The organism is Desulfovibrio sp. SGI.102 (assembly GCF_050314315.1).
Classification (GTDB): Bacteria; Desulfobacterota; Desulfovibrionia; order Desulfovibrionales; family Desulfovibrionaceae; genus Desulfovibrio.
This window is the reverse complement of record NZ_JBNPNC010000009.1, coordinates 49,992-67,688: the sequence shown is the minus strand read 5'-3', so window position 1 is coordinate 67,688 and position 17,697 is coordinate 49,992. Positions and strand designations below refer to the sequence as shown.

At 64.7% G+C, this 17,697-nt stretch carries 15 protein-coding genes; 8 read left to right on the top strand and 7 right to left on the bottom strand.

Features of this window, described 5'->3' with window-relative positions; all coding sequences use genetic code 11:
* Window positions 1-871: bifunctional methylenetetrahydrofolate dehydrogenase/methenyltetrahydrofolate cyclohydrolase FolD (gene folD / locus ACQRCJ_RS03870; RefSeq protein WP_427799373.1), on the bottom strand; the 871-nt coding region annotated here is incomplete at its 3' end.
* A gap of 234 nt (window positions 872-1,105) precedes the next feature.
* Here folD and ACQRCJ_RS03865 point away from each other — a divergent pair.
* The gene (locus ACQRCJ_RS03865; protein WP_303995861.1) at window positions 1,106-4,117 is read left to right on the top strand and encodes an EAL domain-containing protein; all 3,012 of its coding nucleotides are present in this window, start codon (window positions 1,106-1,108) and stop codon (window positions 4,115-4,117) included.
* 194 nt (window positions 4,118-4,311) lie between these two features.
* Here ACQRCJ_RS03865 and eno read toward each other — a convergent pair whose 3' ends face one another.
* The 3 genes from eno to ACQRCJ_RS03850 form a co-directional block, all read right to left on the bottom strand.
* Window positions 4,312-5,613, bottom strand: coding sequence for a phosphopyruvate hydratase (gene eno / locus ACQRCJ_RS03860; protein ID WP_006007454.1), 1,302 nt, complete (start codon window positions 5,611-5,613; stop codon window positions 4,312-4,314).
* A gap of 207 nt (window positions 5,614-5,820) precedes the next feature.
* A complete protein-coding gene (locus ACQRCJ_RS03855) occupies window positions 5,821-6,609 on the bottom strand; it encodes a type III pantothenate kinase (protein ID WP_427799372.1) in 789 nt (262 codons plus the stop codon).
* Between the two features lie 237 nt (window positions 6,610-6,846).
* Window positions 6,847-7,785, bottom strand: a complete 939-nt coding sequence (locus ACQRCJ_RS03850) for a TIGR01212 family radical SAM protein (RefSeq protein ID WP_303995864.1) — start codon at window positions 7,783-7,785, stop codon at window positions 6,847-6,849.
* A gap of 257 nt (window positions 7,786-8,042) precedes the next feature.
* Here ACQRCJ_RS03850 and ACQRCJ_RS03845 point away from each other — a divergent pair, with 257 nt between their 5' ends.
* The 7 genes from ACQRCJ_RS03845 to gap all read left to right on the top strand — a co-directional run bounded on the left by ACQRCJ_RS03845 (window position 8,043) and on the right by gap (window position 15,609).
* Entirely contained in the window at window positions 8,043-9,083 is a 1,041-nt protein-coding gene (locus ACQRCJ_RS03845) for a rod shape-determining protein (protein WP_168934804.1), read from the top strand.
* Window positions 9,084-9,163: 80 nt separating this feature from the next.
* Window positions 9,164-10,054 (top strand): rod shape-determining protein MreC, encoded by an 891-nt coding sequence (gene mreC, locus ACQRCJ_RS03840; RefSeq protein ID WP_297140025.1) that lies wholly within the window; start codon window positions 9,164-9,166, stop codon window positions 10,052-10,054.
* 3 nt (window positions 10,055-10,057) lie between these two features.
* Window positions 10,058-10,528, top strand: a complete 471-nt coding sequence (locus tag ACQRCJ_RS03835; protein ID WP_006007430.1) for a hypothetical protein — start codon at window positions 10,058-10,060, stop codon at window positions 10,526-10,528.
* The gene (gene mrdA, locus ACQRCJ_RS03830) at window positions 10,515-12,524 is read left to right on the top strand and encodes a penicillin-binding protein 2 (RefSeq protein ID WP_297158295.1); all 2,010 of its coding nucleotides are present in this window, start codon (window positions 10,515-10,517) and stop codon (window positions 12,522-12,524) included. Before ACQRCJ_RS03835 ends, mrdA begins: the two co-directional genes overlap by 14 nt.
* Before the next feature lie 18 nt (window positions 12,525-12,542).
* Window positions 12,543-13,649: a rod shape-determining protein RodA gene (gene rodA, locus ACQRCJ_RS03825; protein ID WP_168934802.1), complete on the top strand. Its 1,107-nt coding sequence runs from the start codon at window positions 12,543-12,545 to the stop codon at window positions 13,647-13,649.
* 252 nt (window positions 13,650-13,901) lie between these two features.
* A complete protein-coding gene (locus ACQRCJ_RS03820; protein WP_168934801.1) occupies window positions 13,902-14,456 on the top strand; it encodes a GAF domain-containing protein in 555 nt (184 codons plus the stop codon).
* Window positions 14,457-14,592: 136 nt separating this feature from the next.
* A complete protein-coding gene (gene gap / locus ACQRCJ_RS03815; RefSeq protein WP_168934800.1) occupies window positions 14,593-15,609 on the top strand; it encodes a type I glyceraldehyde-3-phosphate dehydrogenase in 1,017 nt (338 codons plus the stop codon).
* A gap of 432 nt (window positions 15,610-16,041) precedes the next feature.
* Here gap and ACQRCJ_RS03810 read toward each other — a convergent pair whose 3' ends face one another.
* Genes ACQRCJ_RS03810 through ACQRCJ_RS03800 form a run of 3 tightly spaced genes read right to left on the bottom strand, consistent with a single transcriptional unit; the run spans window position 16,042 to window position 17,697 of the window.
* Window positions 16,042-16,722, bottom strand: coding sequence for a DVU0298 family protein (locus tag ACQRCJ_RS03810; RefSeq protein WP_168934799.1), 681 nt, complete (start codon window positions 16,720-16,722; stop codon window positions 16,042-16,044).
* A gap of 16 nt (window positions 16,723-16,738) precedes the next feature.
* Window positions 16,739-17,338 carry a lysine exporter LysO family protein gene (locus tag ACQRCJ_RS03805; protein WP_006007419.1) on the bottom strand — a complete coding sequence of 200 codons (600 nt, stop codon included), beginning with the start codon at window positions 17,336-17,338 and terminating at the stop codon, window positions 16,739-16,741.
* Window positions 17,335-17,697 (bottom strand): LysO family transporter, encoded by a 363-nt coding sequence (locus ACQRCJ_RS03800; RefSeq protein WP_168934798.1) that lies wholly within the window; start codon window positions 17,695-17,697, stop codon window positions 17,335-17,337. Before ACQRCJ_RS03800 ends, ACQRCJ_RS03805 begins: the two co-directional genes overlap by 4 nt.

Genomic DNA, 17,697 nt, shown 5'->3' with positions numbered 1-17,697 from the left:
TGCCGCGAGCGGGCCGTTGCGCACGGCCTTCCCAGGCCTGGACGGTGTTCTTCAGCAGCATGGCGATGGTCATGGGGCCCACGCCGCCGGGCACGGGCGTGATGGCCGCGGCCTTCTTGCTCACGGATTCGAAGTCCGCGTCGCCGCACAGGCCGTCGTCCGTGCGGTTGATGCCCACATCGATGATCACCGCGCCTTCGCGGACCATGTCGCCCGTGATCATGCGCGGGCGGCCGATGGCCAGGAAGAGGAAATCCGCGCTGCGGCATTCCGCCGCCAGATCGGGCGTGCGGGAGTGGCACAGGGTCACCGTGGCATCGCCGAATTCGCCGGGACGGGCCAGCAGCAGGGCCAGGGGCTTGCCCACGATGTCCGAACGGCCCAGCACCACGGCCTTCTTGCCGCGGGTGGGCAGGTTGTAGCGGCGCAGCAGCTCGATGACGCCCGCCGGCGTGCACGAGACCATGCCGGGCAGGTTGAGGGAAAGACGCCCCACGTTCTCGGGATGGAAGCCGTCCACGTCCTTGGCCGGGTCGATGGCCAGCAGGCAGGCGGAGGCGGAAAGATGTTTGGGCAGGGGCAGCTGCAGAAGGATGCCGTCCACGTCGTCACGGCCGTTGAGCTCGGCGATGAGGGCCAGCAGGGCCTCCTGCGTGGTATCGGCAGGCAGACGGTAGGGGAAGGAAAGGATGCCCGCCTCGGCGCAGGCACGTTCCTTGTTGCGCACGTAGACCTGCGATGCGGGATCTTCTCCCACCAGGATCACGGCCAGGCCGGGAGCGCGGCGGCCGGCCGACACAGCGGCCTCCACCTGGGCCTTGAGTTCCGCGCGGATGTCGCGGGCAGTCTGCTTTCCATCAATAAGGATCATGGCGACCTCGTGGCTGACGTTGGCGCCGGGGCCGGCGCGTGGAAGGGGCGGAGTATACTCCGGGAGCGCGGCAAGCTCAAGTCCGCGATATCCCTGACCCATAGGCCCCGAAGCGTCTTGCGCTCCGAGCATGATGCGTTGTACATTCATACTTTGAACGGCCCTTCCCGTCCCCGGGAAGTCCCTGCCGTGATGCCATGTCTCCGATGCAACGGCATGATGTGAGAACGTACCATGCTCCGAACTTTGCTGCTTTTCCTGCTTTGCCTGCTCCTGCCCGTTCCCCTGGGAGCTCTCGCCGCCGCCTCCTCCGGGAAAACCCCGGTCCAGGCGGAAACGAGCCTGCCCCTGAACAGGACGACTTTCCATTTTTTCTCTCCCGAAGACATCGCCGCCAATTATAAAGCATCCAAGATCATCCGTGTGGGCTATTTTGACCAGCACGGCGTTTTCGAAGGTGAAGGGGAACACCTTTCCGGCTATGCCGTGGCCCTGCTCACGGCCATCTCGCGCTATACGGGATGGGAATACAAGTGGGTCAAGATCCGCTTCGACGAGCTGGCCCAGCGCCTGGACGACGGCACCATCGACCTTTCCTGCGGCATCAGCTTCACGCCCGAGCGTTCCCGGCTCTACAGCTTTTCCAAACTGCGTGCCGGATACGAGAACACCTGTCTGCATGTCTCCAGCATGAGCGACATATATTACATGGATCTGGAAGCCTTCAACGGCATGCGCATCGGCTTTTTCAACGATTCCCAGCAATATGTCGTGATGACGCGTTTCGCGGCACAGAACGGCTTTTCGTTCACCCCCGTTTTTTTTGAGGAAAGTTACGAGATGGCCCAGGCCCTGGCCGAAGGCCGCATCGACGGCTATGTGGACGGTGTGCTGCGCGGCAATGGTACCAAGGTGGTGGCCACCATCTCCACGGATCCTTTCTTCTTCGTCACCCGCAAGGACGATATGGAGGTCATGGCTCCCCTCAACGAGGCCATGCTCCAGATCCTCCTGAATCATCCCAGCTATCTGGCCCGCCTGTACGACAGTTATCTCAACATCTCCTCGGACATGCCCGTGGTCTTCACCCGGTCCGAATGCCGGTGGCTGGCCACCAAGCCCGCCATCCGCGTGGCCTACAGCCGCGAACAGGACATGATGGACCCCGAATTCGGGGGCAATTTCCTCTATGCCTTCCTGAAGATGCTGGAACGCCAGAGCGGCATCCGTTTCGAATTCCTTCCCCAGCCTTCCTATGACGCCTGTCTCAAGGCGCTGGCCGACGGTACGGCGGACATCATGCCCGACGTCTATCCCCAGCTTTCCTTCCTGCGCAGCCAGAACATCTTTTCGGGCAGGCCCTTCTATAACGCGCCCATCACGGTGGTGGGCCGGCTCCATGACAAAAATATCCCCGGCCAGTCCTGCACGGTGGGCTTCACCCGCGAGATGCGCAGCGTGATGCTGGCCTACCAGAGCGCCTACCCCGAGGACACCCCCAAGATCTTCCCCAATATCGACGCCTGCCGCAAAGCTTTTGAGAAAGGGGAAGTGGACGTTTACCTCTGGCCCTACCCTGCGGCCTCCCTCCAGGACGATCCGCCCAAGGACGAGCTGCTGCTCCCCACCCGGGCCATGTATCCCATGGCGCTGGGCATCTCGCCCCATGCCTCGCCCTTCGTGACTTCCGTGCTGGACAAGGTCATCACCTCCACCACCACGGCCACCATCGACGCCCTGCTCCTTTCCGCCGCGCCGGATTCCCTGCTGGACGTCATCCGCCGTTTCCTGCGCCGGAACCTGGTGGAGACGCTCTGCGGCCTGGGCCTGCTGCTGGGCCTGATCATGCTCCTCGTCATGCGCCACAACAGGCGGCGTCTGGCCGATCTCCGCGCGGCGGCGCTCACCGATCCCGTGACGCAGGGCCCCAACCGGGCCAGGTTCCTTATAGATGCGGCCAAGATCCTGCAAAAGGACCCGCGGCGTTACTATCTGTCCACCATCAACATCCGCAAGCTCAAGCTCATCAACCGGGCCTGCGGCCTGCGCACCGGGGACAGCCTGATCCGCTTCTGCAACCGCGAGTTCGCCCTGCGCAGCCGCCAGGGGGAACTGGCCGCCTACAGCGGCTCGGGACAATATCTCCTGCTCTGGAGATGCCCTGACGAGACCACCTTCACCCAGCGCATGGAAGAGCTGTTCAGCGTCGCGGACATGGCCCGCAAGCTGTACCAGCGCCCGGTGAGCTTCTCCTGCGGCGTGTACGTCATCCGCAACGATGCCGACATGGAAGAACACGAACCGCAGCCCACGTCGGGGGCGGGAAAAAACATCAACGAATCCGAGCGCTTCGTCTCCCGTTATCTGCTCTATGCCGAAACGGCGGAAGCCAGTATCGCTTCCGGCGGCTACCGCTCGCAGTTCCTGATCTACAACGAGCTCATCGGGGCCCGGCAACTCAAGGCCAACGACATCGAGAACCGTATGGTCAACGCCCTGGAACACGGGGAGTTCACCGTCTTCATGCAGCCCCAGGTCTGCCTTGCGGACAGGAAACTGCTCGGGGCCGAGGCCCTCATCCGCTGGCAGGGCCCGGACGGGAAGATGGTCTATCCCGACGAATTCATCCCCCTGTTCGAGCAGAACGGCTTCATCCGCGAACTGGACCTCTTTGTCCTGGATACGGTCTGCGCCTGGATACGCCGCCGCCTGGACGAAGGCAAAAAGGTGCCCCCCATCAGCATCAACCAGTCCAAGGCCCTGTTCTTCCACGACAACTATGTCGAGACCGTCCTCGGCATCGCGGCCCGCCACGATGTTCCCGCCCACCTGCTGCATGTGGAGGTCACGGAAAGCATGGCCTGGCTGGACGAAGAAGCCTTCATCCGCACCCTTGATGCCCTGCGCCGTGCGGGCATCGGCCTGAGCCTCGACGACTTCGGCAAGGGCTATTCCTCCATGGCCATACTGCATTCCTTCGGCTTCGACACCATCAAGCTGGACCGGGCCTTCCTGGCCCCCGGGCAGGAAAAGCAGCGCTCGGTCTGGATCATCATTTCCTCGCTCGTGGACATGGCCCGCCGCCTCGGCATCGAGATCCTCTGCGAGGGCGTGGAGACCGAAGACCAGCTGCAAAAGCTCCTTGCCTCGCACTGCAAGTACGGACAGGGCTATCTCTTCTCCCCGCCCATGGATCTGGAGACCTTCGACGCCTACGTGGATGCCCACGAGCTGGAGCGGAAATAGCCACATGCTCCGGAGGGTCTCTCCTTCGACGGAGAAGGGCTCCGTCTGACGCCCCTCCCCCAAAAAGTAAAGCGCCGCCTTCTCTTGATGAAGGCGGCGCTTTTGTCCGACAAGCTCTCCCTGCCGCATAAAAAAGGGGGCCTTGCGGCCCCCTCGGGAATACGGATGACGGCAGGCCGTGCCTGCCCGCCGGATTAGTCTTCGCTCTCGTCCAGGGCGTAGTATTCCGCCAGCATGGGACCGAAGAATTCGGCGCCGTCGCCCAGTTCTTCTTCGATGCGCAGCAGCTGGTTGTACTTGGCCATGCGCTCGGAGCGGCACAGGGAGCCGGTCTTGATCTGGCCGGCGTTGACGCCCACGGCCAGGTCGGCGATGAAGCTGTCTTCGGTCTCGCCGGAACGGTGGGAGACCACCGTGGTGTAGGCGGCTTCCTTGGCCATCTCGATGGTGTCCAGGGTCTCGGTCACGGTGCCGATCTGGTTCAGCTTGATGAGGATGGAGTTGGCCACGCCTTCGGCGATGCCTTCAGCCAGGATGGAGGGGTTGGTCACGAACACGTCGTCGCCCACCAGCTGGGTGCGTTCGCCCAGGCTGGCGGTCAGCATGCCCCAACCGTCCCAGTCGCTTTCGGCCATGCCGTCTTCGATGGAGATCAGGGGGTACTTGCTGGTGAACTCGGCCAGCCACTGGGCCATTTCGGCATTGTTGAAGGTCTTGTTCTCACCCTTCAGCACGTACTTGCCGTCCTGATAGAATTCGGAAGCGGCGGCGTCGATGGCCAGGGCCACTTCGCTGCCGGGGATGTAGCCGGCTTCTTCGATGGCCTTGACGATGTAGCTGAAAGCTTCGTCGTGGTTCTTCAGGTTGGGGGCAAAGCCGCCTTCGTCGCCCACGCTGGTCACGTGGCCGTCCTTTTCCAGCAGCTTTTTCAGCACGTGGAAGATCTCGGAACCCATGCGCAGGGCATCACGGAAGCTCTGGGCGCGCAGGGGCATGATCATGAATTCCTGGATGTCCAGGTTGTTGGGGGCGTGGGCGCCGCCGTTGATGATGTTCATCATGGGCGCGGGCAGCACCTTGGCGTTGACGCCGCCCAGGTACTTGTACAGGGGCAGGCCCAGGTATTCGCTGGCGGCACGGGCGCAGGCCATGGACACGCCCAGCATGGCGTTGGCGCCCAGACGGCTCTTGTTGTCGGTGCCGTCCAGGTCGATGAGGGTGTTGTCCAGCTGCACCTGCTGCAGGGCGTCCAGGCCCAGCAGGGCGTCAGCGATCTCGCTGTTGACGTTCTCCACGGCCTTGGTCACGCCCTTGCCGCCGTAACGCTTGCCGCCGTCACGCAGTTCCAGGGCCTCACGGCTGCCGGTGGAGGCGCCGGAAGGCACGGCCGCGCGGCCGCTGTGGCCGGACTCCAGAGAAACTTCCACTTCCACGGTCGGATTGCCGCGCGAATCCAGGATCTCGCGGGCATACACAGACGCAATGCTGCTGCTCATAATCGCTCCTTTGAAGGTTGATTCTTCCGCCGCGCGAAAGAGTCGTTTTCTCCGCTGCGCCCCCACGGGCGGTGGCGGGGCCATTGTCCGGCGGCAGGGAAGCCTTGCCGCAAAAATCTTTCTTCCCCAGAAGGGGGCGTCCGGGCCCTGCGCGCGACGGCAGGCCCGGGCCCACTGCCGCACGGAGCGGCACGGCCGCTACGGCCCTCAATAGGGGTGACATTCGTAATACAGGCGGCGCAGGCCCTCCAGCAAGAGCGAGGGCAGCACGGCATCGAAGACGTCGGGGCTGATGCGCGCGATGGACGGGGCAAAGCCGCCCGTGGCCAGCACCAGACAGTCACCGGGCAGGCCCTTTTTCAGGCGCTGCGTCAGGCCTTCCACCATGCAGGCGAAGCCGAAGACCAGACCGTGCTGGATACTCACCGACGTGCTGCGGCCGGGCGCGGGCTCCAGGGCGTCCACGTCCAGGTTGACGCGGGGCAGCTGGGCCGTTTCGCGCGCCAGGGCCGAGATGGCCGTGCGCGGGCCGGGAAAGATCAGGCCGCCGAGGTAGGCATTGCCGCTGATGCAGTCAAAGGTGACGGCCGTGCCGAAGTCCACCACGATGAGGGATTCCGGGCCGGGATGCAGACGGCGCGCCTCATAGGCGCCCACCAGGCGGTCGGCGCCCACTTCCTGCGGGCGCTCGTAATGGTTCTGCAGGGGGATGGGCATGTCCTGCGGCACCATCCACAGGGGGCAGCCCAGATAGCGCTGGACGGCTTCACGCAACAGGGGATCGAAACCCGGCACCACCGACGAGGCCACACAGGCCGTGAAACGGGGCTCGGCACCGGCGTGGCGCAGCAGCTCCAGCAGGGTCAGGCCCAGACTGTCCGAGGTCTGGGCGGGGTCCGTGCGCAGATTGTAGGAGGTCATCACCCCCCGGGAGTCGGCCAGACCGACCTTGATGCAGGTATTGCCGATGTCGAAAAGAAGAAGCTCTGGCTGCATGTCATACTCCTTGGGGAACAGATGCCCCGCGCACAGGAATCCGCAGGCAGAAAGTATGCCAGAAAGCCCGCCCGTTCGCAAGGAAGGGCACGGCCCGTTACCTGCCTGTCTGCGGGGCGGCCTGCCCCATATGCTATCTCCCCGATGGCCTGGCGCTCCCGGTCTGTTTGCCTTCCCCTTCCCGGAGACCGCGGTCACAGCACCATACCCAGCCCCTCAAAAAAACGTTCCTGTCCCCTATCCGCCGTACCACTCCGGCCGGGCCTCCGCGGCATCGGCGCGGCAGCCCTGCCAAAGGCCGCGGGCGGCCAGGGCACGGCGCAGGTCGGTGATGATGCCGCGCTTTTCCAGGGCCCAGGTAGGGGCCAGCAGCTCGCCCGGCGCGGGGTCGGCCTGGATGCGCTGCATGACCACGGTGGAGGGGATGCGCGGCAGGGCGGCGCACAGCATGTCCACATATTCGTCCCGGGCAAGGGGACGGTAGCCGCCCGCCCGCCACTGCCGGGCCAGTTCCGTGCCCTGCGGCACATAGACGTTGTGCAGCTTGAGGCCCTGCATGCCCAGCGAGACGGCCCAGTCCACACCGTCGAGGAAATCGTTCTCGTCCTCACCGGGCAGCCCGGCCATGAGGTGCCCGCAGACCAGCAGCCCGGCATCCAGCGCGGCGCGTACGGCCTCTTCGGCCTGACGCGCCGTGTGGCCGCGGTTGATGCGGCGCAGGGTGTCGTCCCGGCAGGTCTGGAGGCCCAGCTCCAGCCAGACCTCGTCCAGCCCGCAGCCGGCCAGCAGGGCCAGCTTTTCCCCGTCCAGGCAGTCCGGCCGCGTGCCCACGGCGATGCCCCGGCAGCCGGGCAGGGCCGCCACCTGTTCCAGCAGATGCGCCAGCCGGGAGGCCGGGCCGTAGGTATTGGAAAAGGATTGCAGATAGGCCATGAACAGGCGATCGCTGTCCGTGGTGGTGTACTTGGTGTACCAGGCGTCCCACTGGGCGCGCAGGTCGAGACCGCGCAGGCCCATGCCGGAACCGGAGCCGCTGTCGTTGCAGAAGATGCAGCCCCGCGCGGAGAGCGTGCCGTCCCGGTTGGGGCAGGTGGCGCCCGCATCCAGTGGAATTTTTTGCACCCGGACGCCGTATTTGCGCCGGAAATAGGTGGCCAGGGTATGCCAAAGCAGCATGATTCACGCCTTTTTAGCGGATTTTTCAGGGCCGCGGACAGGAGAAAAAATTTGTACTGTGTCCGCAACAGCTTGACTTCAAGCCCATTTTAGCCGAACAAGTTTTGTCTGCTGCCGTGCGCTTTTCGCCTTCAAGGCCATGGTTCCCGCGGGAACCGGCCCGGAGCCTTACGGCATCCCCCACAGGTTCCGCCCTCCCTTCTCCGCACGACCGGCAGCAACATACGCATACCAGTAGAACGAGGCAAGCTAGCGTAATGTCCAAAATTGTGGATTTCTTCTTGGGAATGTTCTCCAATGACCTGGCCATCGACCTGGGCACGGCCAACACCTGTGTCTATGTCAAGGGTCAGGGCATCGTCCTGCGTGAACCGTCCGTGGTGGCGGTCAAGAAAGATTCGCGCGGCAACACCGTGGTCCTGGCCGTGGGCGCCGACGCCAAGCGCATGCTGGGCAAGACCCCCGGCAACATCAAGGCCATCCGTCCCATGAAGGACGGCGTCATCGCTGACTTCGAGGTGACCGAGGCCATGCTGCGCCACTTCATCACCAAGGTGCACAATTCCCGTCATCTGGTTCGCCCCCGCATCATGGTCTGTGTGCCCACCGGCATCACGCAGGTGGAAAAGCGTGCGGTCAAGGAATCGGCCCAGTCCGCCGGTGCCCGTGAGGTCTACCTCATCGAGGAGCCCATGGCCGCCGCCATCGGCGCCGACCTGCCCATCCAGGAGCCTACCTCCAACATGGTGGTGGACATCGGCGGCGGTACCACGGAAGTGGCCGTCATCTCCCTGGCCGGCATCGTCTATGCCCGCTCCGTGCGCGTGGGCGGCGACAAGATGGACGAAGCCATCATGACGCATGTCAAACGCAAGTATAACATGCTCATCGGCGAAGCCTCGGCGGAAGAGATCAAGATCAAGATCGCCTCGGCCTATACCATGGATCCCGAACAGCAGATCGAGGTCAAGGGCCGCGACCTGGTGACGGGCATCCCGCAGAACATCATCATCACCTCCGAGGAAGTGCGCAAAGCCATCTCCGAACAGGTGGAAAGCATCGTGCAGGCCGTGCGCATCGCCCTGGAACAGACGCCCCCGGAACTGGCCGCCGACATCGTGGACCGCGGTATCGTGCTGACCGGCGGCGGCGCGCTGCTCAAGGGCCTCGACCAGCTGCTGCGCGAGCAGACCTCCCTGCCCATCACCGTGGTGGACGACCCCCTGTCCACCGTCGTCATGGGTACGGGCCGGGCCCTGGACAACATCCACGTGCTCAAAGACGTCTGCATCGACTAATCTTTGCAAGTGCAGGACGGCCCGTCGCCTTTTTCCGGCACGGCCGTCCTTTTTTTCCTGCTGCTCTCACGGGTGCCACTGTGACATTCCGACGCTTTCTCCTCATGGCGGGCGGCCTTCTGGTGCTGTTTCTGGGCATGTATTCCTGGAACCAGCGCACGCACACGCTCGATGACATCGCCGCCAACGTCGGCCTGGAGATGAGCGGCACGGTGCTGGGCACCTTCGATTCCGTCAAGGGCAGCGTCATGGACGCCTGGCGGCGCTATGTGGATCTGGTGGGCGTGCGCGAAGAGAACGAGCGCCTGCGCGCCCAGGTGGCCGAACTGCAGGCCCGCATCGTCTCCCACGGCGAGGATCTGGCGGAACTGGCCCGGCTGCGCGAGCTGGTGCAGCTGCCCGTGGACAGCGCCTGGAAGCCCGTGGGCGCCCGCATCCTGGCCGGACGCATGGGCCCCAACGCCATCCAGGACAGCATCACCATCAACCGGGGCTACACCTCGGGCGCCCGCCCCGGCACCCCCATCGTCACCAACATGGGCCTTGTGGGCCGCGTGCTGCGGGCCAGCCCCCATGCCGCCACGGTCCTGCTCATCACCGACCCGGGCAGCCGCATCGCCGTGTTCGCCCAGCAGAGCCGCTCGGCCGGCATCCTGAGCGGACAGGGCCTGGAACAGCCGCTGGAAGTGGGCTTTGTGGAACGCGACGCCCCGGTGACCGCCGGGGAGATCCTCATCACCTCCGGTCTGGACGGCAAATATCCCAAGGGCATCCCCGTGGCCACCGTGGACAGCGTGGCCCCCTCGGACTCCACCCAGTTTCTGGCCGTCACGGCCCGGCCCCTGGTGGACGTGCGCCGTCTGGAAGAGGTGCTGCTGCTGGAGCCCAGCGGCATCAACCGGCCCCTGCGCCCCAGCGAGCCCGCCCCGGACTTCGTGGGCCCGCCCCGGCCCCCCAAAAGGGAGCGCTAGCCCATGCAGGCCGTGCGCAACATCTTCTGGTGGCTGTGCTTCGTGGCCCTGGGCATCTGCGTGCAAAGCCTCGTCCCCTGCCTCGATGCCCTGGTGGTGGGGCTGGTCATCCTGTTGCAGGAAAGGGACTACAAAAACCTTTGCTGGCTGCTGCCGCTCTTCGTCCTGCTGCAGGAAGGCATCGGCACCAGCCCCTTCGGGGCCACCATCGTCTGGTACGCGCTGGTCTGCCTGATCTACCGCCTGCTGCGCTGGCTGCTGGGCCTGGGGAACTTCTTCCTCGTGCTGCTGCTCTCCATCTGCCTGGGCGGGGCCTGCTTCGGCCTGGGCTGGCTGTTCTCCCCGCTCTATGCCGTGCATTTCGATCCGCAGGAATTTTTGGACAGGAGCCTGATCCAGGCCCTTTACCTGCCCGTGGCCTGGTTGCTTCTGACGGCCACGCGGCCCCTGGCATGTTCGCATGACGAAGAATAGGCGTATCTTCCCCTCTGCCGCTCCGGAACCGGCCTCTCCCCTGACGGAGGCCCCCCGCCGCAAGCGCAAGAACTGGCGTTCCTGGCTGACCATACAAGTGGAAAGCGAACGCTACCAGCCGCCGCGCAGCGGCATCCTGCTCCTGCAGGTGCTGGTGGGCATCTTCTTTTTCGTCTTCGTCACCCGCTTCTGGTACCTCCAGCTCCATCTGGGGCCGGAGATGACTACACAGGCCCAGAAAAACCGCCTGCGCACGGAGCGCATCTTCGCCCCGCGCGGCCGCATCTTCGACGATCACGGCAATATCCTGGCCGACAACCGCACGGCCTACGGCCTGGCCATCATCCGCGAGGACTGCCCGGACATCCCCGCCACCCTGGCCCAGATCAGCCAGTGGACGGACACGCCGCTGGAGCAGCTCCAGAACCGCTACAACCAGGACCGCTTCAAGACCAAGCCCTTCGAGGCCCTGCCGCTGGTCTCCGGTCTGGATTTCGGCCAGGTGGCCCGCATCGAGGCCGAGCTGGTCAACTGGCCCGGCCTGGAGATCATGGTCCGTACCAACCGCCACTATCCCGAAAAAGACCTTTTCGCCCACGTGCTCGGCTATGTGGCCGAAGCCAACAGCGCCGAGATGGAGAAAGATCCCGATCTGGCCATGGGCGATCTGGTGGGCAAGGCCGGTCTGGAACTGGAGCTGGAAAAGCGCCTGCGCGGCCACAAGGGCCTGTACCAGATGGAAGTGGACGCCCACGGGCGCATGCTGGCCAAGAGCCTGAGCGAGGCCCCCAGCGCCGGACAGGAGCTGGCCCTTTCGCTGGACCGCGACCTGCAGCAGGCCGCCTGGGACGCCCTTGCCGGCGAGGCGGGCTGCGTGGTGGTCATGGAGCCGGACACCGGCAAGCTGCGCGCGCTGGTGACCTCCCCGGCCTACGACAACAATTTGTTCGCCGCGGGCATCTCCCGTCGCGACTGGGAAGCCCTGCGCACCAGCAAGCGCTATCCCCTGCAGAACCGCGTCATCCAGAGCGTCTACCCGCCGGGATCGGTCTGGAAGCTGCTCATGGCCGTGTTCTTCCTCGAGAACGGCGTGGATCCCCGCGAGACCGTCTTCTGCGGCGGCCAGACCAAGCTGGGCAACCAGATCTTCCGCTGCTGGCGGCGCGGCGGGCACGGCAGCCAGACGCTGGAGCAGTCGCTCATCAACTCCTGCGACGTGTATTATTACATCATGGCCGAGCGCCTGGGCATCGACAAGATCTCGGCCTTTGCCAAGCAATGCGGCTTCGGCCGCCCCACCGGGGTGGACCTGCCCCACGAGCGTTCGGGCCTGGTGCCCTCGCGTGACTGGAAGCAGCGCTACCGCAAGCAGGTCTGGGTACGCGGCGATACGTTCAACACCTCCATCGGTCAGGGCTTCACCCTGGTCACGCCCATCCAGATGGCCGTCTATGTGTCGGCCATGCTCAACGGCGGCGACCTGCTCAAGCCCCAGCTGCTGGAAGATGCCCCCCGCGAGGTGCGCGGCCGCATCCCCGCCGAGCTGGGCCATCTGCGCTTCGTGGTCCAGGCCATGCGCCGCACGGCCGGGGGCGGCACCGCCAAGGTGGTGGGCCGCCACGATGCCGACATGGGCGGCAAGACCGGTACGGCCCAGGTGACCAAACTGAAGATGACCGCCAACGACCGCCGCCTGCGCACCGCGGAGCTGGCCTACCTGCACCGCGACCATGCCTGGATCGCCACCTGGGGCAGCAAGAACGGCAAGACCTATGTGGTCATCGTCATGGTGGAACACGGTGGCGGCGGTTCCAGCGTGGCCGGCCCCGTGGCCAAAAAAGTCTACGAATATCTTTTCGGGCCGGATACCGCCGCGCCCGGCTACAGGGCGCCGGAAGCGCCCCAGCCCGCCGGCAGGATGCTGGGCACCGTATCAGGCCCCCTGCCGGGCATGACCAACGACAGCAACGATCCCCCCAAGCGCCGTCGCCGCTGACGACAACAGGAACGCCCCATGGACAAGCGCCTTCTCGGCTATATCAACTGGGCACTGCTGGCCTGCATGCTTCTGCTCTACTTCACGGGCGTGGCCAACCTCTATTCCGCCAGCGGCACCCGCGTGGAGACCGGTTTCGCCTTCGAGAGCTTCTACCAGCGCCAGCTGGTCTGGGGCCTGTGCGGCCTGGGCTGCATGCTGCTGGCCACGCTGTTCGACTACCGGCAGCTGCGCAATCTGGCCTGGCCCGCCTATCTGATCTTCCTGGTGCTGCTGATGCTGGTGCCCTTGGTCGGCTCCACCTTCTACGGCGCCAAGCGCTGGATCTCCTTCGGCCTGTTCACCATCCAGCCTTCGGAACCCATCAAGATCGCCGTGCTCATTCTGGTGGCGCGCCTGCTGGCCCGCGACAGCCAGCCCCTGGGCTGGAAGAACTTCTTTTCCGTCCTGGCCGTGGGGCTGGTGCCCGTGGTCTTCATCCTCAAGCAGCCCGACCTCGGCACGGCCATGATGGTGCTGCTCATCATGGGCGGCATGATCCTGTTCCACGGCCTGCGCCGCTATGTGCTGGGCACCTGCCTGCTGGCCGTTCCCGGCGTGGCCGCCCTCATGTGGTGCGTGCTCATGCACGATTACCAGAAGCAACGCGTGCTCACCTTCCTCAATCCCGGCGACGACCCCCTGGGCGCGGGCTACCACATCCTGCAGTCGCGCATCGCCATCGGTTCCGGCGAGCTGTGGGGCAAGGGCTACATGGAAGGCATGATGAACAAGCTCAACTTCCTGCCCGAGCGCCACTCGGACTTTGCCCTGGCCGTATTCGGCGAGGAATGGGGCTTTGTGGGCTGCGTGGCCCTGGTGACGCTGTTCTGCCTGTTCCTGCTGTCCATCTTCTCCACGGTGGTCCAGGCCAAGGATCGTTTCGGCAGCATGCTGGCCGTGGGTGTCTTCTTTTACTTTTTCTGGCAGATATGTATCAATATGGGCATGGTCATCGGGCTCATGCCCGTGGTGGGCATCCCCCTGCCCTTCATCAGCTACGGCGGCAGTGCCACGGTAGTGAACTTCACATTACTGGGCATCGTGCTTAATGTTTCTATGCGGCGCTTCATGTTCAAGAGCTGAGCCTGAGGCATGCCTGCCTGGACAGGCATGCCGGACAGGAGAGCTCCCACCTCCTTTCCCGGGGCACAGCCGGGAACCCGCCGCATGTCCCATCCGGATATCCCGTTGCCGGGCGACCGGCCGACGACTATCCCATCCCCGCCGTCCCGCGCGCGTCCGTCATCCCCGGTAACGCGCCTGCGCCCGGGGCGGCCAACGGCAATCACCGACGCCTGCCGGGGAAGGCGTCACCCCATCCAAAGGAGGTCTTCCATGCCCCAGGATTATTTCCGCGCCCTGCGTGATGTGGCCCTGGCCATCAATGCCAGCCTTGATCCCAAGGACGTGCTGCACAAGATCAGCGAGCACACGGCACAGACCATGAACTGTAAGGCTTGCACCATCCGCCTGCTGGACAGCACCGGGCACTTCCTGCTGCCCAGCGCCGCTTACGGCCTCTCCGCCACCTACATGCGCAAAGGCCCCGTGGAAGTGAAACGCAGCGGCCTGGACAGCGAAGTGCTGTCCGGCAAGGCCATCCACCTGAAGGACGCCACCTCTGACGGTCGCTTCCAGTATCCCGAATCCGCCAAGGCTGAGGGCCTGGTCTCCGTGCTTTCCGCTCCCCTGAGCGTGGGCGGCAAGGTCATCGGCCTGATCCGCGTCTACTCCTCCGAAGAGCGCGAGTTCACCGACGACGAAGACAGCTTCATGATGGCCGTGGCCGCCATCTCCGCCGTGGCCATCGAAAATGCCCGTCTGCATGACGCCCTGCGCAACAATTACGAGCTGATGGCCAAACACGCCTACTCGGTCTACGAAGACTAGCCGGCCCTGCCGCACATCCCGATCCGCCGGGCCAGGCGGCATGCGCCCCGGCATGACGGCATCAGGGGCCCTGCCCGCCGCCGTGCCGCTCCGCCCCCATCAAGACAGTATGCCCGCAAGGGCAAAGGTGAATACAATGAAAAAAGTTCGTGTCGGTATCAATGGTTTCGGCCGCATCGGCCGCCAGGTGTTCCGCGCCCTGCGCCAGAGCTACGCTGATCGCGTGGAAGTGGTGGCCATCAACGACCTCTTCGACGCCACCACCAACTTCCAGCTGCTGGAATACGACTCCGTCTATGGCCGCGCCTTCCTGGACGCCCAGGTGGACGGTCAGGAAGTGAAGGTCGGTGACTGGAACATCCACTGCTTCGCCGAGCGCGATCCCCATCAGCTGGCCTGGGGCCAGTATGACGTGGACGTGGTGGTGGAAAGCACCGGTATCTTCCGCAAGGCCTCCCAGGCGTCCGTGCACATGGACAACGGCGCCAAAAAGGTCATCATCACCGCTCCGGCCAAGGAAGAAGACATCACCATCGTCATGGGCGTGAACCACGACCAGTACGATCCCGAAAAGCACCACATCGTGTCCAACGCCTCGTGCACCACCAACTGCCTGGCGCCCGTGGCCCTGGTGCTGCAGCGCAACTTCGGCATCAAGCTGGGCAACATGACCACCATCCACTCCTACACCAACGACCAGCGCATCCTCGACATGGCCCACAAGGACCCGCGTCGTGCCCGTGCCGCCGCTTGCAACATCATCCCCACCTCCACCGGTGCGGCCCAGGCCGTGGCCAAGGTCATCCCCGAACTGGCCGGCAAATTCACCGGCTACTCCCTGCGCGTGCCCACCCCCACGGTCTCCGTGGTGGACTTCAACGGCATCCTGGAAAAGGAGACCGATACCGAGACCCTGCTGGCCGCCCTCAAGGACGCCAGCGAGACCTACCTCAAGGGCATCCTGGGCTATAACACCCTGCCCCTGGTCTCCATGGACTTCAAGGGCGACCCGCATTCCTCCATCCTGGAAGCGCCCTACACCACCGTGCAGAACGGCAATCTGGTGAAGGTCGTGGCCTGGTACGACAACGAATGGGGCTACTCCAACCGCGTCTGCGACCTGGTCTGCCTGATGCAGGAAAAGGGCCTGTAAAAAATCCCCCGGAGCGGGCCTGCCCTGCTCCGGCATCCCCATGAACACAAAAGGCCACCCGCTCGGGTGGCCTTTTGCATATATTTCAAGCCCGTCAGCCTCAAAAAGCGGACGCTGTCCGAACTGCCCGCTCCCCTGCCTTTCTTTCCATCCCAAGACGTCCGCGCCATCCTCCCCGCCCCGCTCCCGTCCTGCCTGCCCCATCCTGTGGTATCTGTCCCCGGCCCATCCTTTCCCCCGCTCCGTCCACCGGGCACAAAAAAGTCCCCCGCACTACCGGGGGACCATCAAACACGGTACGGACAGGGGCGTCACGCTCCCCGCCCAATGACCGGAACAGCGTTTTTTGAAGGGAAAGGGGGAGCTTGAGGCGGAGAGGGGAACTTTTTCCAAGAAAAAAAGTTCCCCTCTCCACCTCAATACGGCATCACTCTACCCCAGGGCCTCGCGGGCCAGCTCGGAAACGGTCTTTTCCACTACCTTCTCGCCGTCGAAGACCTCGCAGATCTCCTCATGTCCGGCTTCGGCCAGACGGCGCAGGGCCGGGGCATCCATGAAGTCGCGGGGCAGCTGGGCAAGGGCCCAGGCGGCCATGCCGCGGCAGGGAATGTCCTCGTCCTCCAGCCCCTTGAGCAGCCAGGGACGGGCGATGACGGCCAAGTCCCGCCGGGCCTGCGCCAGACGGCCGATGGCCCAGAAGCAGGAACGGCGCAGCGGGCCGTGGTCGCAGAAGTTGTCGTCCCGGCCCAGGTCGATGACATAGGAGATGAGCACCCGGTGGAACTCCTTGGCCGCGCGGGGACAGGCAGCCAGCACTTCGCCGAAGGCTTCGGGGATGCCCCAGCCGATGTTGCCGGACTCCTCGTTCATGTGCCACATGAGACGGCGCATGATGTTGTGCATGTCTTCGGCGCTGCCCTCTTCCAGACCGGCCACCACCTGCCCCAGGGCCAGGGCGGCCTTGTGGCGCATGAGCGGTTCCAGCAGCAGGAAGGAGAAGAGCGGCCCCACGGCGGGCTGGCCCATGGAGCGCAGTTCGGACAGATGGTCACGCCAGTCGGGCGCGGAAAGCAGATCTTTCAGTTGCTGTTTGACGGCACGCATACGGGCCATGGCGCAGCTCCTTGCGTTACAGGGTACAGAAGAAAGTCACCCAGAAAGGCACGCTGAAATCCAGGATCATGGCGTGCACAATGGAAACGAACACCCACTGCTTGCCCGCGAAGCGGGTGATGACCGGCAGGGTGGAATCCATGGTGGAGGCGCCGCCGCACGAGATGGCGGCCAGCGGGCTGATCCAGCGTACCATGAGCGGCGTGAAAAGCAATGTGGCCAGCTCGCGCATGATGTTGGCCAGCAGGGCCACGGTGCCCAGCTCCGCGCCCTTGTACTGGGTGATGAAGATGGACGAAAGGGAATAATAGGCAAAGCCGGAACCCACGGCCAGGCATTCGCTGAGGGAATAGGCCAGCGTGATGCTGGCCAGGGCCGCCCCGGCAAAGGTGCCCACGGTGGTGGCCAGGGGCAGCAGCAGCACCCGGGGCCGCAGGGTGCGCAATATCTCTCCCAGACGGCGGTCGTGCCCGATGGAGATGCCCACCAGGAACATCAGCACATAGAGCACGTAGAGCGTGCCGTCGTGCTCCAGAAAATAGTCCGGTATCCAGCCCAGCCAGGCCAGCAGCACGCCCAGCACGAAACAGCCCAGGATCATCAGGCTCCCGCTCATGCCCGGCCCTCCCCGTCTTCCCGGTCACGGCGCACGCTCATGGCCGCGCCCGCGTCCTCGCTGTCGGCCCCAGCGGCCGCATGGCGCCGGGGCCCGGCATCGGGAAAGAAACGGCGCACGGCCACGATGCAGATGAGGCTGCCCGCCACACAGGCCACGGTGAGGATCAGGGCCTTGCCGCCCAGTACGGGCAGGTTGGTCATCAGGGTCTCGTTGCCGCCCACGGCCACGCCGAGGGCGAAGAGCATGAGCATGATGGTGGGAGAGATGGCGCGGCCCAGCAGTTCGGGCCACTGGAAAGAGCGCAGGGCAAAGCCCAGAGCGATGCCCGTGAGCATCAGTCCGATAGCAGTGAACAT